This is a genomic window from Aliidiomarina sedimenti, from assembly GCF_003986955.1.
Classification (GTDB): Bacteria; Pseudomonadota; Gammaproteobacteria; order Enterobacterales; family Alteromonadaceae; genus Aliidiomarina; species Aliidiomarina sedimenti.
In genome coordinates this window covers 760,607-776,280 of record NZ_PIPN01000001.1, presented here as the reverse complement: position 1 = coordinate 776,280, position 15,674 = coordinate 760,607, and the positions used below count along the sequence as shown (strand labels likewise).

The 15,674-nt window shown below is 53.8% G+C and carries 21 protein-coding genes; 17 read left to right on the top strand and 4 right to left on the bottom strand.

Annotation, left to right across the window (positions count from 1 at the left end; genetic code table 11):
- Positions 1-28: 28 nt before the first annotated feature.
- Entirely contained in the window at positions 29-1,444 is a 1,416-nt protein-coding gene (locus CWE12_RS03740) for a S41 family peptidase (protein ID WP_126788316.1), read from the bottom strand.
- 124 nt (positions 1,445-1,568) lie between these two features.
- Here CWE12_RS03740 and nagZ point away from each other — a divergent pair, with 124 nt between their 5' ends.
- Positions 1,569-2,582, top strand: a complete 1,014-nt coding sequence (nagZ, locus tag CWE12_RS03735) for a beta-N-acetylhexosaminidase (RefSeq protein ID WP_126788315.1) — start codon at positions 1,569-1,571, stop codon at positions 2,580-2,582.
- Here nagZ and queC read toward each other — a convergent pair.
- Entirely contained in the window at positions 2,557-3,246 is a 690-nt protein-coding gene (queC, locus tag CWE12_RS03730) for a 7-cyano-7-deazaguanine synthase QueC (protein ID WP_198675688.1), read from the bottom strand. The two genes, nagZ and queC, sit on opposite strands and share 26 nt — an antisense overlap.
- 65 nt (positions 3,247-3,311) lie before the next feature.
- Between queC and queE the strand changes: the two genes are divergently transcribed.
- The 12 genes from queE to CWE12_RS03670 all read left to right on the top strand — a co-directional run bounded on the left by queE (position 3,312) and on the right by CWE12_RS03670 (position 12,164).
- Positions 3,312-3,980, top strand: coding sequence for a 7-carboxy-7-deazaguanine synthase QueE (gene queE, locus CWE12_RS03725; protein ID WP_126788514.1), 669 nt, complete (start codon positions 3,312-3,314; stop codon positions 3,978-3,980).
- A 114-nt stretch (positions 3,981-4,094) separates the two neighbouring features.
- Positions 4,095-4,355 carry a Flp family type IVb pilin gene (locus CWE12_RS03720; protein WP_126788313.1) on the top strand — a complete coding sequence of 87 codons (261 nt, stop codon included), beginning with the start codon at positions 4,095-4,097 and terminating at the stop codon, positions 4,353-4,355.
- Complete coding sequence (locus tag CWE12_RS03715; RefSeq protein WP_126788312.1) at positions 4,345-5,562, top strand: hypothetical protein; 1,218 nt, start codon at positions 4,345-4,347, stop codon at positions 5,560-5,562. The genes CWE12_RS03720 and CWE12_RS03715 overlap by 11 nt, the downstream gene beginning before the upstream one ends.
- Positions 5,559-6,206 (top strand): hypothetical protein, encoded by a 648-nt coding sequence (locus CWE12_RS03710; RefSeq protein ID WP_126788311.1) that lies wholly within the window; start codon positions 5,559-5,561, stop codon positions 6,204-6,206. Before CWE12_RS03715 ends, CWE12_RS03710 begins: the two co-directional genes overlap by 4 nt.
- Positions 6,207-6,310: 104 nt before the next feature.
- Positions 6,311-6,787, top strand: coding sequence for a hypothetical protein (locus tag CWE12_RS03705; protein ID WP_126788310.1), 477 nt, complete (start codon positions 6,311-6,313; stop codon positions 6,785-6,787).
- Entirely contained in the window at positions 6,784-7,578 is a 795-nt protein-coding gene (cpaB, locus tag CWE12_RS03700; protein ID WP_126788309.1) for a Flp pilus assembly protein CpaB, read from the top strand. Before CWE12_RS03705 ends, cpaB begins: the two co-directional genes overlap by 4 nt.
- Positions 7,578-8,645 (top strand): pilus assembly protein N-terminal domain-containing protein, encoded by a 1,068-nt coding sequence (locus CWE12_RS03695; RefSeq protein WP_126788308.1) that lies wholly within the window; start codon positions 7,578-7,580, stop codon positions 8,643-8,645. The genes cpaB and CWE12_RS03695 overlap by 1 nt, the downstream gene beginning before the upstream one ends.
- A 32-nt stretch (positions 8,646-8,677) precedes the next feature.
- Positions 8,678-9,964 carry a TadA family conjugal transfer-associated ATPase gene (locus CWE12_RS03690; protein WP_198675677.1) on the top strand — a complete coding sequence of 429 codons (1,287 nt, stop codon included), beginning with the start codon at positions 8,678-8,680 and terminating at the stop codon, positions 9,962-9,964.
- Positions 9,954-10,613, top strand: coding sequence for a type II secretion system F family protein (locus CWE12_RS03685; protein WP_157981918.1), 660 nt, complete (start codon positions 9,954-9,956; stop codon positions 10,611-10,613). The genes CWE12_RS03690 and CWE12_RS03685 overlap by 11 nt, the downstream gene beginning before the upstream one ends.
- Positions 10,610-11,374 carry a type II secretion system F family protein gene (locus tag CWE12_RS03680; RefSeq protein ID WP_126788305.1) on the top strand — a complete coding sequence of 255 codons (765 nt, stop codon included), beginning with the start codon at positions 10,610-10,612 and terminating at the stop codon, positions 11,372-11,374. Before CWE12_RS03685 ends, CWE12_RS03680 begins: the two co-directional genes overlap by 4 nt.
- A complete protein-coding gene (locus tag CWE12_RS03675; protein WP_126788304.1) occupies positions 11,362-11,715 on the top strand; it encodes a DUF192 domain-containing protein in 354 nt (117 codons plus the stop codon). The genes CWE12_RS03680 and CWE12_RS03675 overlap by 13 nt, the downstream gene beginning before the upstream one ends.
- Positions 11,716-11,720: 5 nt before the next feature.
- On the top strand, positions 11,721-12,164 hold the full coding sequence (locus CWE12_RS03670) for a tetratricopeptide repeat protein (protein ID WP_157981917.1): 444 nt from the start codon (positions 11,721-11,723) through the stop codon (positions 12,162-12,164).
- A gap of 8 nt (positions 12,165-12,172) precedes the next feature.
- Here CWE12_RS03670 and smpB read toward each other — a convergent pair whose 3' ends face one another.
- On the bottom strand, positions 12,173-12,649 hold the full coding sequence (gene smpB / locus CWE12_RS03665; protein WP_126788302.1) for an SsrA-binding protein SmpB: 477 nt from the start codon (positions 12,647-12,649) through the stop codon (positions 12,173-12,175).
- Positions 12,650-12,779: 130 nt separating this feature from the next.
- On the opposite strand from smpB, the gene CWE12_RS03660 reads away from it, so the two are divergent.
- From CWE12_RS03660 to sixA, 3 genes are read left to right on the top strand one after another with little or no spacing between them, the layout of a single operon-like run.
- Positions 12,780-13,214, top strand: coding sequence for a type II toxin-antitoxin system RatA family toxin (locus CWE12_RS03660; protein ID WP_126788301.1), 435 nt, complete (start codon positions 12,780-12,782; stop codon positions 13,212-13,214).
- Positions 13,214-13,555 (top strand): RnfH family protein, encoded by a 342-nt coding sequence (locus tag CWE12_RS03655; protein ID WP_126788300.1) that lies wholly within the window; start codon positions 13,214-13,216, stop codon positions 13,553-13,555. Before CWE12_RS03660 ends, CWE12_RS03655 begins: the two co-directional genes overlap by 1 nt.
- An 11-nt stretch (positions 13,556-13,566) precedes the next feature.
- Positions 13,567-14,082: a phosphohistidine phosphatase SixA gene (gene sixA / locus CWE12_RS03650; RefSeq protein ID WP_126788299.1), complete on the top strand. Its 516-nt coding sequence runs from the start codon at positions 13,567-13,569 to the stop codon at positions 14,080-14,082.
- A gap of 22 nt (positions 14,083-14,104) precedes the next feature.
- Here sixA and smrB read toward each other — a convergent pair whose 3' ends face one another.
- Positions 14,105-14,653, bottom strand: a complete 549-nt coding sequence (smrB, locus tag CWE12_RS03645) for an endonuclease SmrB (RefSeq protein WP_157981760.1) — start codon at positions 14,651-14,653, stop codon at positions 14,105-14,107.
- 99 nt (positions 14,654-14,752) lie between these two features.
- Between smrB and prmB the strand changes: the two genes are divergently transcribed.
- The gene (gene prmB / locus CWE12_RS03640) at positions 14,753-15,661 is read left to right on the top strand and encodes a 50S ribosomal protein L3 N(5)-glutamine methyltransferase (protein ID WP_126788513.1); all 909 of its coding nucleotides are present in this window, start codon (positions 14,753-14,755) and stop codon (positions 15,659-15,661) included.
- Positions 15,662-15,674: the final 13 nt, after the last annotated feature.

Genomic DNA, 15,674 nt, shown 5'->3' with positions numbered 1-15,674 from the left:
CTCACTGATGTAAGAATGAATGGCGCCGCTATTGTTGTTGGCGCCATTTTTCTAACAAGGGATTACGACTGCGGTCAGTAATTGACTGCGGCGTTTGCGACTCAGACTGAGCTGAATCACTCTGCGCCGCTCCCCAATTATCGGCCGCGATATTTGCATCCTTGTCCTGAATACCGGTGGCGCTGGCGGAGCAACTGCCAGTCTGCAAATAGTGATAAGCTTCGGCTAACAGCGGATCTTCCAAATCGCCCCAATCTGTAATCGCCCGATCCTGTGCCGAACAGGTAGGGGTCAGGCCATCAAAGTAGTCGCCTTCACCTTCTGCATTGACAGTCTGAAAGTTGATCGCAAAGAGCATTTTGTCACAGATTTGGGTGGGGCTCTGTCCGACTGGCTTACCGCAGGTCGGTTGTCCAACCGTTACCACGTCAACAAAGGGCTCCAGTGAATTAATAATAATCTCACTGGAAGAGCAACTTGCGCCTGTAGTTAGCACCACGACGCGGGGTAAATTAAGTCGCTCGATGCCGTCACCGAGGTCAAACAGGTACTCTTCGTCTGCATAGTTATCGTTGTAATTGAAGGTAAGGAAGGTTTCGTTTTCTACAAAGTCCCAGCTGGCCTGTGAGGCGATCTGGTTTGCGATGCGAATTAATCCGCCGCCGTTGTAGCGTAAATCAATAATCAGTTCATCCACGCCACCGGCGGCAACCAACTGGTCGATGGCGGTATTGATATCCTGCGCCGAGCGGTCAATAAAGCTGTCGAAAACGAAATAGCCTGCATGGTCGCCGTTGTCCAGTTGATAGCGTTCGACTGCCATAATGGTATTGGTTTCAACTTCTTCACGTGCTAATACGTCATCGTCCAGAGTACCATCCGGGCGACGCCATTCAATACTGACCTCTGCGCCTTCCTGATTGGGGCCAAAGACTTCGTTCCAGGATGCTTCACCACGTTCGATGCGGGCATATAAATCGGAACTGAAAAAGGTCGACATATCAATGTCATTGATTCGGGTCAGCAACGCGCCTCGGGTAATACCCGCTCGTCCGGCAGGCGAATTTTCATACACATAGTTAATCCGAAGTTCTTCGCGCTCGGGATCGACGGCGTAGCCAAAACCAAGCCCGAAAAAGGTTGCGTTGACGTAGCGGTCTTCATATTCCTGACGGGTTATCATAAAACTAAAGCGGTCAAGTGGCGGTACAACGTCTTCCAGAAGCGCATATGGGCTGGAATAGCTTGAGGCAGAAATCGAGTCAGGAAGCTGATCATTCCATAAATAGTCGCGACGTAAATTGTCGATGAGTTGTTGATTCTGTCCTTCAACACTGCACTGGTCAGCCGTTGGGTTACTCGTCGGAGTAGGAGCCGGGCTGCTATCACTGCCACAGGCAGTTAAGGCCATCACCGTGGCAGCGATTACAGAGAGTTTTTTCATTGCAAAGAGTCCTTTTAAACAATTTCTTTACATCATACTTAAGGTTGATGACGCTGCCAAGCGTTGTGAAGTTCTGGCATACTAACGCCCTTTGCAACCACGATGCGATACACAAGGATTAACGATGAGCGCTGTTATGCTGGATATCCAGGGGCTTGAACTGGATGCTGAGGACAAAGAATTACTGCAACACCCGAGCGTGGGTGGGGTGATCCTGTTTAGTCGTAACTATGCAGAGCCCCGGCAGTTACAGGCGTTGTGTAAGAGTATTCGCGAACATGCGCGTAATCCGTTGGTGATTGCAATTGACCACGAAGGCGGTCGGGTGCAGCGTTGTCGTGAGCAGTTCTCCGCTATTCCGGCAATGGCCAGCTTTGAGCGTTATGCCGAAAATGAGGCAGAAGGCTGCCTGTGGGCAAAGCAAATGGGTTGGCTCATGGCGAGCGAAGTGCTCGCCTGTGGCATTGATTTCAGTTTTGCACCTGTGCTGGATGTAAATGGTGTCAGTGAAGTAATCGGTGATCGTGCATTTTCGGCCCGCCCTGAGGCTATTGAAACCTATGCGCGCGCGTTCATACAGGGAATGCAGCACGCGGGCATGGCGGCTACCGGTAAACACTTTCCTGGTCATGGCTCGGTACAGGCGGATTCCCATATAGCGGTGCCAATTGATGAGCGTGAACCCGATGCCATCGCGGTGCTCGATCTGATGCCGTTTAAAGGCTTACTCGCTGATATTCAGGCGGTGATGCCAGCACATGTAATTTACAGTCAGGTCGACCCGCTGCCGGCAGGGTTCTCGCGCCACTGGTTACAGACCGTGTTGCGGCAACAACTGAAATTTGACGGCGTTATTTTCAGTGATGACCTGGCAATGGAGGGCGCGACCGTAGTGGGGAGTATGCAGGAGCGGGCGGAGCGTGCACTGGATGCGGGCTGCGATATGATCCTGGTGTGCAATGATCGCGCGGGGGCTATTGAGGTACTGGACTCAGTGCGGATACCAGCCCCGCAACGGGATTATCTGGGCATTATGCGCGGTCGCAGTGGGTTAAACTGGGACCAGCGACATAACAGCCCAAGCTGGCAGGAAGGCCAGCGGGTGATAGAGCTTATTCGTACTCGAGCGGATCAGTAATGCCATGCGCGGCAAATGCAGCCAGTCGTTCACGGCAGGCGCTGCATTTGCCACAGGCTTTGTCACGGCCGTTGTAACAGGTCCAGGTCTGGCTATAGTCAAGTCCCATGCGCAGGCCGTCGGCGAGAATATCCGCTTTGCTTTGCATCAGGTAAGGGCTGTGAATTTCTACCGGTTCATAGTTCGCCAGCTGACTCACGGCGTTCATTGCCTCAACAAATTCTGGGCGGCAATCCGGGTAGATGTCATGGTCGCCGGAATGGGCGCCGTAGTAGACCTGACCTGCTTTAATAGACACCGCATAGCCAATCGCCAGTGACAGCAAGATCATATTGCGGTTCGGCACCACGGTGGAGGTCATATTGCTGGTGGCATAGTCGCCTTCAGGAATGTCTATGTCGTCGGTTAACGACGACCCTGCCAGCAGCGTATTGATGCTGCGAATATCGACGACTTTATGCGCAACCCCAAGCTGCGCACAGACCGCTTTTGCGGACTCCAGTTCACGGTGGTGGCGCTGACCATAATGAAAGGACACCGCATGCACCTGATGACCGTCGGCAATCGCCCGGTTAAGAACGGTAAATGAGTCCATCCCGCCCGAATAAATAACCACTACGGTTTGTTGTTGCGGCTTCGTAGCCGGATTAGAATTTTGCGCCATCATGCCTTACTCAGGTAAAATACAAAGTTGAACCCATTCTACCGAATTTAGTGGCGCAAAACAGTATGCTGGCAGTGAACGAATTATTTGAAACGATTCAGGGCGAAGGGGTTTTTACCGGCGTCGCTGCAATATTTTTGCGCTTGCAGGGCTGCCCGGTTGGCTGTCCCTGGTGTGACACCCAGCATACCTGGGATAAAAACAACCAGGATCAGGTGAAGCCGGAGCAGTTGATTATGAAAACCGGTGACAGCCCGAGCTGGGCCGGAATGAGTGAGCAGGCGGTGCTGGAGCTGATTGAACAGCAGGGCTTTACTGCGAAGCACGTTGTGATTACCGGCGGTGAACCCTGCATGTATGATCTGAATGCGTTGACCGAATTGCTGCACGAGACCGGCTACCAGACCCAGATCGAAACCAGCGGCACCTTTGAAATTAAAACCAGTGCGCAGACCTGGGTTACGGTTTCACCGAAACTTGATATGCCGGGCGGCTATGAGGTGCGCGCTGATGCGATGGCGCGGGCGAACGAAATCAAGCACCCGATTGCAATGCAAAAACACATTGATGCTCTCGATGCCTTACTCGGGCGCTGCCCCGTCGCTGCTGGTACCACCATCTGTCTGCAGCCTATCAGCCAGCGGCCACGGGCTACCGAACTGGCGATCGAGACCTGCCGCAAGCGGAACTGGCGCCTGTCTGTTCAGCTGCATAAATACCTCGCTATTGAGTAACGGCTTGTCGCTTCTGTTTACGCCATAACGTACAACATCCCCATCGCCTGAACACGGCTTCCTGACTATACCTATAGAGTCCATGGTGGACTCGGGTAACACAGGGAGCTTGTTATGAAACGTCTGCAACGCGGTCAGGGCATGACCGAATATATTATCGTATTAGCGCTGGTGGCTATCGCCGCTATCGGGGTGTACTCCTTCCTTGGCAAGTCAGTTCGTAATCAGGTCGCAGGTGTCGCGCAGGAAATCAGCGGCCGCTCAGCCAGTGCTGAGCTGAGTGCGGCGCAAGGCGCTGCTCAGCAGGCAAGTGAGCTGGCTGACGACGACTATCAGCTGGGCAATTACGATGAAGCAACCACTCATGGTAACTAGCGCGAACAAAGGGCAGGCCCTGATCGCATTATTACTATGCGTGACGGGCTTGTTCTTTGGTTTACTCGCGGTGACCGAGCTAGGGCAGCGTGCTCAGCGACAAACTCATATTCAGCAGGTGGCCGATCATGCTACTGAGGCGTTTGCCATTGTGGTGGCAAGGGACCTTAATTTTAAAGCCGTGACCAACCGCGCCGCGCTGGCCAACCAGGTCGCCATAGCGCAACTGGTTGGCCTAAGCAGCTACCTGGCGATGCTAAACGAAACGACCCGAAACAGTGCCTTAGTTACCAGCTGGATACCTTATCTGAACGCCGTTATGACCCGACTTGCACAGACCTTGCAGCAGATCCAGCAACCATTTAATCGAGCAGTGCAGGGGTTAATCCAGGCGGAAGCATTACTCATTCAGCTGTTAAGCAGCTCACAATTACTTTTCCATGCTGCCGCTGCAGCAACGGCGCTTCAGACCTCGCAGCAGATAGTTGAGGGCACAGATGAGCGGCTGCAACTGGTTTTACTCAATCACGCTACGCTGCCTGATTTTGCCTATAGCTGGGTAACGTACCAGCGCCGTGATGCGCTGGCCTCTTACTATCAGCCGCTGTTGCAGCAAAGCCGGGATGGCTTTAGTGAACGGCGCAGCTATCGCTGGTTTGGGATCGGTGGCGCCGTCAGCGCCCGCTTTGATAAATGGGGCGGTACTGAACTGGTAGCAACGCATAACCAGCGTTTGCATGTGCAGGCTATCGATGTGGCGACATTGCGGGTTCGCTTAGGTCCGTTTCGTCGTTATACCGTGCCAGTCGGAACTGGTGGCAGCTATGCAGGCGCACGCCCCCCGGTGAGTGGGTACGTTGCACCCACTGCATTTGGAGGGGCTTACGCTGCTCGTGGAGCCTTGAGTCGCAATACCGCATTACGTAGCCGACGCCTTTCCCAGCCGTTGACGATGCCAGCGCTGTATCGTGTCCACAGCCACAATGACTGGCCTCGTATGACCCTGGTGGTGCGGGAAAAGGAGGCGTCGGATCCACTACAGCCTTTCGCGATAGCGCGCGCTCAGGTCCGTTATCAGCGCCCGACAGAGCTATGGCCACGGCGTGATCGGCTAACCGAGCGAAGCAACCTGCTAAATGCACTCTGGCAGGCGCGGCTGGTTCCAATCAGCATTGCTGAGCAGTGGCTACTGGAGCAGCAGGTATGAACCAACGAGGGCAGGCGATGATTGAACTTGTAGTCGCGATGCCAGTGCTGGTGATGCTGCTATTTTGGGGAATGCCCCGGTTATGGCAGGCACTGGAGCAGCGAAGTATGGCTCAGCAGTTAGCTAACCTGGCGTTAGCTCAGGCGGAGGAGCGCAATGCAATGGCGCTGCCAGCGATGGATATGGCTTATTGGAACGACGAGTTGGATCTGTGGTTGAACTGGCGTAAATGGATGGTGTTGTACAACCGTAACGAATACCCGTTTGCTACTGCGACCAAGCCGTTTGAACTCATGGCACGTTACGAAAGTTCGCTGGGTATGGCCAATGACAATTTGTGGGATGTGGAAATTGCAGATGTTGGTAACTCACTGTGGGTTCGATATTTGCGCTTACGTGACGACTGGAGTCCTCGTCAGCTGGATGATTTGCGGCGTCGGCCTGCACTGCTAACAGGGTCTAATCTGCTTGATAACGATTGGCAGCGAACCCTGCAGTCAGGACTTTCCATGTTACCGCTGGCGAGGGAGCTGAGGCCCCAGCAACTTGTTCCGGGCTACGTCGATGTGGATGTTGTGCCAGCCGATGCACTCTGTCATCGGAACATTGGCGCCCCTTGTACGACTGAACCGGTTGAGCGGTGATGGCCTCGTTGATACCCGCTGTTTGTTGGTTGCTCAGCATTTATCCGGGCTTACCTGAAGCCTGGCCAACAACACCTCTGCTGCGGCAGGTTCAGGCGCAAGGCATGCAAATGGACATCTGGCAGTTGCAAATCAGCCAACTGGAAGCGTTCGAGTGGCGCACCAGTCATCGGCCCCGTTGCACGGTTATCAGTCCGCCGCAGGCTATCGACTGGTACTGTCTGGACGAAAACAGTCTGTATAGCCTGATCCCGAATGAAGATACATTTTTGTGGATACAAAGCGAGCGCCGGAAGGATCTGGCTAAACCTGAGCTTCCTTTTAGCGCTGAACTTTTTAGCCAATATCAGCAGGGCACCGACGAAGTCAGCCTGCTGCAGACCCGTCAGCCGCTCTATCGCTTGCAGGCTCAGTTATTGCGCAGGCAACGCGAGACCCAGGCGCGGTTAATGATGCATCAGCAGCACGAGCACGGGTTTGTGATGCAATGGCATGTTGACGCTGAGCGGTTCGTTGTAACTGCTCAGCGCGACCCGGATGGGCTGGTTAACCTTGTCTATGTCAAAGGAAGGGTGCAATGAAATGGAAATTCAACGGCAGCTTCTGGCTACCACTGTGTTGCGGATTAGCTGCCGCTATAGCGGCTTTATACCTGCTGCAGCTTTATCTGCAACGTCAGTTGCAGCAGGCTCCGCTTCCTCTTGATTTACCAGCGGAGCAACTTGAGGTCGTGGTAGCGAACCGCCCTCTTAGCACAGGTAGCCAGTTAACGCCGGCGTGGCTAAGCCTGCGCCGGGTACATGCAGTCGGACTTGCAAATGACCATATCAGGGCAGAGCATGCGGCCAGTGTGTTTGGTCGTCTGCTTGAGCATCCTGTTGCTCAGGGCCAGCCATTGCAATGGTTGCACCTGGCGTCGCAACAACAGAATCGTTTTAGTGATCTGTTGCTCGAGGGGCAGCGGGCATTTACCTTGCTGCCGGGTACTGAACAAAGCCATGCCGGTTTACTGCAATTAGGCGATAAAGTCGATCTGGTCGCGCTGGCGGAACGCTCACTGGAGGTGATTGAAAGTGGGGTCACTGTAGTGGCCGTTGATGGTCAGTGGGAGTTCTCCGATTCTGCAACAGAGCGTTCAGTGACCCTGGCTATTTCCGTCGAAAAAATGGCATCGGTAGAACGTGCTCAGCGCAGCGGGCAATTGCAGCTGTGGCTGCGTTCAACGGAAGATTCGAAGCCGTTGTCCGTGGCTCGCAGACAAACGCAATGGATCGTGGGCGGACGGTCGGAGGAGGCTGACGAATGGCGTGGTTTTGAACAAAGCGTGGGGGCTCTGCCGCAGCGGGCGTTGACAGAAGGAGTCTGGCGGTGATGCTGATGGCAATACTGGCAAGCGTATTCTTACAGGTTGGTGAACTTGAGGTGTTCGACTTACCTGATGATATCACCAGAGTGGCGGTCGCTAACGGGGACGTTGTCGAGGCGCGTCAACTCGCCAGCAATGAGCTGTTGCTGCTCGGGATCGCGCCCGGCCATAGCCAGATTATGGTTTGGCATGACAGCGGGCACCTGCGCTATCAGGTTGAAGTGGGCGATAGAGAAGAGGCAAGCGCCGCTGTGCCGGTTATTGAACTGGAAGTTCAGGTGATGGAGTTTAAGCAGCGTCAATTACAAAGCCTCGGCGTGCGTTGGCAGCAGGTAGTGAATGGACCTGCGTTGGCGATACTCAGCGACTGGGCGGGTGGCGACCATTTTCGCGCCGCGACACAAGGAGTGGATACGTCGCCAGCGTTGACCGACGTATCGCTGCCTCCGGGGCACTACGTCTCAGCAGGGTTGGCATTGTCGCTCAGCTCGCAGTTGCATGCCCTGGCCGAACAGGGGGTCGCTCGAATGCTGGCTAGTCCGGTCCTGCGAACCGAAAGTGGTGAGCAAGCTCATTTTCTGGCAGGGGGCGAAGTGCCATTGCCGCAAACCAATTTGCAGGGGGCGATGGATGTGGCATTTCGTCAGTACGGCATTCAACTCTCAATTGCGCCAGAGCAGTTGGATGATGGCAGCATTCGAACCGCAGTGACCACAGAAGTCAGTAACCTTGATGCCGCGGTAAGTGTTGCTGGTATTCCAGGTTTACTGACCCGGCGGACTGAATCAGTAGTAGCTGTACAACCCGGGGAAAGCTTTGTTATTTCCGGCTTGCGTAGTGAGCAAATGGACCATCAATGGCAGCAGCTGCCGGGAGCGGAGCGGGCGCCCTTACTCGGAGGCTTGTTTCGTCATCAACAGCAACAACAACAGCGGACTGAACTGGTCATTTTCATTACGCCGCGGGTGGTGACGGATGATGTTAAGCAACAACGCAAGCGAATCGAGTATGTGGAGCATATCGAAGAGCGCTTGCGACGAACACCATGTCGGGGGATGCAGACGTATTTATAGGCGGACCAATTAGCCGGGACAGGAGTGGTGGAATGGATAGCTACCAACAGATACAGCAGCAAGTGCGTGATTATATCAAGGCGCAGCAGCGTGCCGTTGAAACACTGAGTGATGAACAGCTCAGCGATTTACTGAAAGCGGCGTTGCAACAGCTGATACAGCAACATCAGTTGTCTTCATCATTGACTGAAGAGGCGCGTAACGCGCTTGAACAGCGATTGCTGGACGACTTGATTGGGCTTGGGCCCCTCGAACCATTACTGCGGGACCCTGAGGTGTCGGAGATTATGGTCAACGGCCCATCCCAGGTCTATGTAGAGCGGCACGGCCAGTTGAGCCCAAGCGAGGTCGCTTTTGCTGATGAAGATGCTTTGCGACGAGTGATTGAACGCATCGTAGCGGGCGTGGGCCGCCGCGTTGATCAGGCCAGCCCGATGACTGATGCCCGGTTGCGCTGTGGCGCCAGGGTCAATGTCATCATCCCGCCGCTGGCGGTGGGCGGAAGTTGCATTACCATCCGTAAATTCTCGCGGCAGATACTAGGCGCCGGTGATTTAATTCAAAGTAAAAGTTGCAGCCAACAGCTGATTGAGTTTCTGCGCCTGGCTGTCGAGAGCAAACTGAATATCGTCGTGTGTGGTGGAACTGGTACCGGAAAAACCACCTTACTCAATATTCTCGCCAATTGGATAGCTGCAAATGAGCGTGTGATTACTATCGAAGACTCCGCTGAATTGCAGCTCAATCATCACCATTTGGTGGCATTAGAGGCCCGCCCGGCTAACCAGGAGGGCCGTGGTGAGGTCAGTATTCGCCAGTTGGTTATTAACGCCTTAAGAATGCGGCCGGACCGAATAGTAGTCGGGGAGTGCCGTGGTGGCGAAAGTCTCGATATGTTGCAGGCGATGAATACCGGTCATGCCGGTTCGTTAACGACGCTCCACGCGAATACGCCCCGCGATGGCCTGCGCCGACTAGAGATTATGGTAATGATGGCGGGGATGGATTTGCCACTACTGGCGATCCGGCAGCAGATCGCCAGTGCAATAGATATGGTTATTCAGATCTCAAGACTCAGTAGCGGGCAGCGCTTTATTAGCGCAGTTAGTGAAGTTCAGGGCTTAGAAGGCGAGGTAATTAGCCTGGCTGACATTTTCCTGGCTCCCCATTATAGCGGTCGGCATGCTAGCGGACGCTCAGGCTGGCTGGCCCAGGCGACTGGCGATATTCCCGGCTTTTATGATCGCCTGTCTGGTGCGCACAAGGTCTCAGCCATGGACTGCATCCTACCCCTCGACGAACACGCTGATGTGGATTAAATGGTTGCTTAACGGTCTCTGCTTTCTTGCCGCGGGTTCGCTGACAATCGCGATGGTGGAGGGCGCTCGTCAGCTCATTGCACGGGTGAGGTGGCGGCGTCGATCACAGCAGTTTTTGCAGCAATTGCCGGACGCGCTGGTGTTGATAAAGGCGGGGCTGGAAAGTGGAAATGCCTTGCTGGCAAATTTGCAAATGGTGCAAAAAGAAAGTACGGCTCCGCTGCAGGATGAGATTGCCATGCTGCTGGCTCAGTTGCGGCTTGGTCACAGCATTGATGAGTGCATGCAGGACTGGCTCAGACGAATGCCGCTGACAGATCTGGAGCGGGTTGTGGTCGCTCTTAAACTAGCGCAACAGCACGGCGGTCAACAGGCGCGAGTGTTAAGGCAGTTGGCCGACAGTATGCAGGCGAAGCAGATCCTGCAGCGCCGGGTGACCGCACTGGCCAGTCAGGGAAAGATGCAGGCGAAAGTGATGACAGGGCTGCCGGTCATTATGCTTCTGGCATTATCAGCGCTGGAAACGCCAACAATGCTGGCGTTAAGCCGGCACCCCTTGGGTTGGCTCAGTTTGGCAGCGTTAGTGCTGATGTTATCGACTGGCTACTGGCTGATTCGAAAACAAACCCGGCTGCAGGTGATTCTATGACGGTTGCTGGCGATCCCTTGCTATGGTCAGGTGTGGTCTTGCTGGCGCTGAGTATAGTCATGCTGCCATGGGCTCCGCTCTTGGCGCTCCTGGCTAAGCTACTGGTCTGGTTGGGTCAACTTGGTTCAGCCCCAGTGTCCACGGTCGACTTGCGAACTCTTTGGGTCACCGGGCTGGGTCGGCTCAGTTTGCTGCTGGGGGTGGCGAGCAGTGCTCTGGGCGCAGGGTTTTATGGACTGCTGACAGCAATCCTAATCGCGTTCATTTGCCTGCTCTTCAAGCGTGACAGAGTACGCCGCGAGCGTCGCTACCAGGCGTTACTGGTGGCGCAATTACCTAACCATCTTGAACTAATTGCGATGCTACTGGCCGCAGGCTTGCCGTTGTTAACCTGTTTGCAGCGGGCGAGTGGGCAAAATCAGCGCACAGCACTGACCGAGCAGATGCAACGCATCGTTAATCAGGTGAAAGCCGGAGACAGTCTGAATGGTGCGATGGCGGACTTTGCCAGTCGCTTTCCGGTGCGCGAACTGCGCCTGTTCAGCAGTGCGGTGCAGCATGCACAACAAAGCGGTGCCGGACTGGCCGAGATTTTGTTCGCGCAAGCGGCGCAACGACGACAGGAATTATTCCTGCGGGCAGAACAACAGGCAATGGAAATACCGGTTAAGTTGATGCTGCCGTTGATGCTCTTCATATTTCCCAGCACATTACTGGTATTGATTGTGGTTCTGGCAGGGAAGTTACTATGGCAATTGTGACCGTTGTCAGTCCTCTCAATCTGCCGACGCGGCAACTCAAAGGGGTTGTAGTGGCTGCTGGTTTTATCGCTCGGTTACGCGGTTGGTTTGGTTATCAGCAGCGGCAAGATATTAACGCCATCTGGCTGGTGCGAACCCGGTGCATCCATACCATAGGGATGCGCATGCCGGTTGATCTGGTTTGGATGGACAACAACGGCGTTTGCATACGGGTCGAGCATAAGGTTAGCCCGGGCTGCCTATGCTGGTGTGACAAGGCTTGTCAGGTGCTTGAACTGCGCTGTCAGCAGTTGACTGTGCAGTCAGGCGACCAATGTATAATACACTGCACTCAAGGATGAGACTGATGAAAAATAGAACTCTGGGGTATCTGATACTCTCAATGGCGCTGACTTTTTTAGCCGCCTGCCAGAGTATACCAAACGACAGGCGCGAAGCCGTGGACCCGGTGAGTTTACGTGTAAGTGCTCAACGGGCTTATCAAAGTGGTGATTTTATCAGTGCGGAGAGTATGCTGCGGCGTAATTTGAGTATTCACCAGCGCGACGCAGACAGCTGGTTTCTGCTGGCGAATATTCATCTGCGCAGCGGCCAGTATGCGGCGGCACAGCATGCCTATCAACAAGCGGCATTGTATAAGCCAGAGCAAGCTGCAATATGGCACAACCTGGCCCTGGTTCATATCAGACTGGCGACGCAGACCTTATTACAAGGAATGCGACATCAGGATGATGACTTTGAGCCCCTGATTGGATGGTTACTGGAAGTTCAGGGGGTTGCTATGCAATAGGGAGCAGTTTAACGCACGTCGTGTTTCAGCATGCGCTCTTTCTGCCGGGCCCAGTCGCGGTCTTTGATACTATCGCGCTTGTCGTGGGACTTTTTACCTTTAGCCAGGTAAAACTCCAGTTTTACCCAACATTTTTTCCAGTACATAGCAGTTGCGACCAAAGTATAACCTTCCCGTTCGGTTTTCCCGATCAGGGTGGCTAACTCTCTCTTTTTTAATAAAAGTTTACGCGTCCGCTCAGGGTCACAGACGACATGGGATGATGCCGTATTGAGAGGCTGGATCTGGGTGCCCAACAGGTAGGCTTCACCGTCTCTGATGATAACGTAACTGTCTGATAAATTTACTTTTCCATCGCGAATACTTTTGATTTCCCAGCCTTGCAGGGCAAGGCCAGCCTCAAATTTATCCTCAAGAAAATACTCGTGACGCGCCTTCTTATTCAGCGCGATGGTATTGGATGCTGGTTTTTTCTTTTTACTCATGGGCGTATTATACCTATCCTTGGCGCACAGGGAAGAGAGCGGGGTGTGAAATTAACTCATCTCAGGTGTAGGCGATAGCCTACAAAACCGCTAAAATGCGCGCTTTATTTTCAGCTGCAAGGTAATCATTATGCCACAGATTGAACGGACCTCACTGGTTCCGTACAGTTGCAAGCAAATGTTCGACTTGGTGAACGACATTCCGGCGTATCCGGAATTCGTGCCGGGTTGTTCTGCTGCCCGCATTCTTGCTGAGCAGGACGCTCAGATTGACGCTGAACTGCAAATTAGCAAAGCTGGCATTCAACAGAGCTTCGCCACCCGAAACCAGCTACATGAGCCGCATCGTATTGATTTACAATTAATCAGTGGTCCTTTTAAAGCGCTGCAAGGGGCCTGGTACTTTGAATCGCTGGACAATGGCAAGGCCTGTAAAGTGATTCTGCGCCTTGATTTTGAATTCTCCAGTCGTATGTTGCAGTTCGCTTTTGGTAAAGTTTTTAACGAAGTGAACCGACGTATGGTAGATGCCTTTGCGAAACGCGCCAAAGTGGTTTACGGCTGATGAACGAACAACAGCTAACCATTGAGGTTGTGTATGGCTTACCTGACCGGCAAAAAATCATGGTTGTTCAGGTTGCCGGGGGCACTACAGTGGAAGATGCCATTGTGCAAAGTGGCATAATGCAACATTTTGATGACATCGACCTGACAAAGAATGCGGTTGGTATTTGGAATAAAACGTGCAAACTTAGTGACCAGCCGCGTAATGGTGACCGTATAGAAATATATCGTCCGTTGGTTGCTGATCCAAAAGAGATCCGCCGCCGTCGGGCTGAGAAAGCCAAACTAGAAGGTCGTGCAGATAAAGTTACCGGCGGACGTCCGGATGACAAGCGCAAATGAGGTAGTAGCATATGAAGCTGTTTATTATGCGCCATGGTGAAGCAGCACCACAGCAGGCTTCGGCATTGCTGGGTGGAGCGTCTTATACGTCGGACGAAGCCCGTGAGCTTACTTCCTACGGTGAAGATGAAGTCAGAGCGAGTACGCAGTGGCTGAGCGAACATTATCCGAAACTTGATCTGGCGATTGCCAGCCCGCTGGTGCGGGCGCAGCAGACGTTGGATCTGGTTAGCGATGAAATTCCGATTGAGCTGCGTGAAACGTCAGATGAAGTGACACCGTCCTCCGATCCGGAAGCATTCGCCAGCGCATTACTGGCCAGGTTGCAGGTTGAACCAGCCGAAACGGTCTTAGTGGTCTCGCACATGCCCTTTGTGTGTTATCTGGTTAGTTACCTTGACCAAAAAGTACAGGCACCGCTGTTTCCGACTGCCGGTATTGCGGTGCTGGATATCGAGCCATTGGCAATGCGCGGTGATCTGCAATCGATGACCGCTCCTCCGGAACCGACTATGAGCGGCGCTTGAACGGCCGCTCTTGCGCCTCTTTCTAATTATCGGTTTTCAGTAATACCAGTAGCGCGCCCTGACCACCCCATTCCAGTGGAGCCTGGTGGAACGCGAGCACTTCAGAGTGTTGCATCAGCCAGCCTGGTACCCGTTGGCGTAACACGCCGGTGCCGACCCCGTGAATAACGTTCAGGCAATGAGCCTGATCGCGCCGGCATTGAATAATCGCTGCTGCCAGATCCCGTTGTGCCTGGATCTGGGTCAACCCATGCAAATCGACTACCAGTTCCGGGGCAAAATCGCCGCGCCGTAGTTGCTTGGCAAGATACGGATTGGCATCTGCTGCGGTATATTTCATGGTGCCTTCAGGAAGAGCAGGTTCGAACTGCGAAGAAAACGGATAACTTGCATGCTCCCGCGCCTGTTCACCTGCAGCCCGTTTCGCGGCAGCCCGGGCACGTTTACTGACAACTTGTGGCTGAGGTTTGGCCGGTGGGGTACGGTCATTGGTGGATAGTTTTTGCACACCCACGACCGCCTGACGGAACAGATTACGCTCGTCATCGCTTAAGTTGGCATCGTCAGGCATGAATATCCCCTTGTTTTCAGGTAATCTTACAGACATTCATATAGTACTCGGGCATTGCCTGTGAGTAAAATTAGCTGGTAAGGAAATTCTGTGGAGTCAATGAACTTTAACGAGCTGGCCGCTGAGCTGAAAACTATCCGTGACTGGCAGCGCTATGCGGTGACGGAGATGAACCAGGCCGAGGTCTTTTTTGGTCATGGCGCAGCCGATGCCTGGGAAGAAGCGAATTTATTATTGGCCAGCGTCACAGCTTTGAATTTCGCAGAGCTGGCGCAGGTTATGGAGTGCCGCCTGACCGGTTTTGAAAAACAGAGTCTGTGGCAGCTGCTGCAAAAACGTATTGACCAGCGTGTGCCCGCTGCGTACCTGACACATCAGGCGTGGTTTGCTGGCTTGCCGTTCTACGTCGATGAGCGGGTGCTGGTACCACGTTCACCGATTGCTGAACTGATTGGCCAAGGCTTCCAGCCGTGGCTAACGACATCACCGCAGCGTATTCTTGATCTCTGTACGGGGTCCGGCTGTATTGCTATTGCCTGCGCCTATGCCTTCCCGGAAGCGGACATCGATGCGGTTGATATTAGTGAGGACGCGCTGGCGGTCTGTGAACGTAATATTCAGCAGCACGGTCTTGAACACCAGGTCACGCCGTTGCGCTCAGACGGCTACGATGCGGTTAAAGACGAACGCTATGACCTGATTATAACGAACCCCCCGTATGTTGATGCAGAAGACATGGCAGATCTGCCGGCTGAATACCACCACGAGCCCGAGCTTGGGCTGGCGGCGGGCGATGATGGTCTTGATTTGGTGCGCCGTATTCTGCGCGAAGGTGCGACCCAGCTGAATGAGGGCGGTATGCTAATTTGCGAGGTCGGTAACAGCCGGGTGCACATGGAAGCGTTATGGCCGCAGGTTCCCTTTACCTGGCTTGAGTTTGAACAGGGCGGCGAGGGCGTATTCCTGCTCACCCGCGACCAGTTAGTGGCGCACGCTGACGCATTTTAAATTCCTTTATATA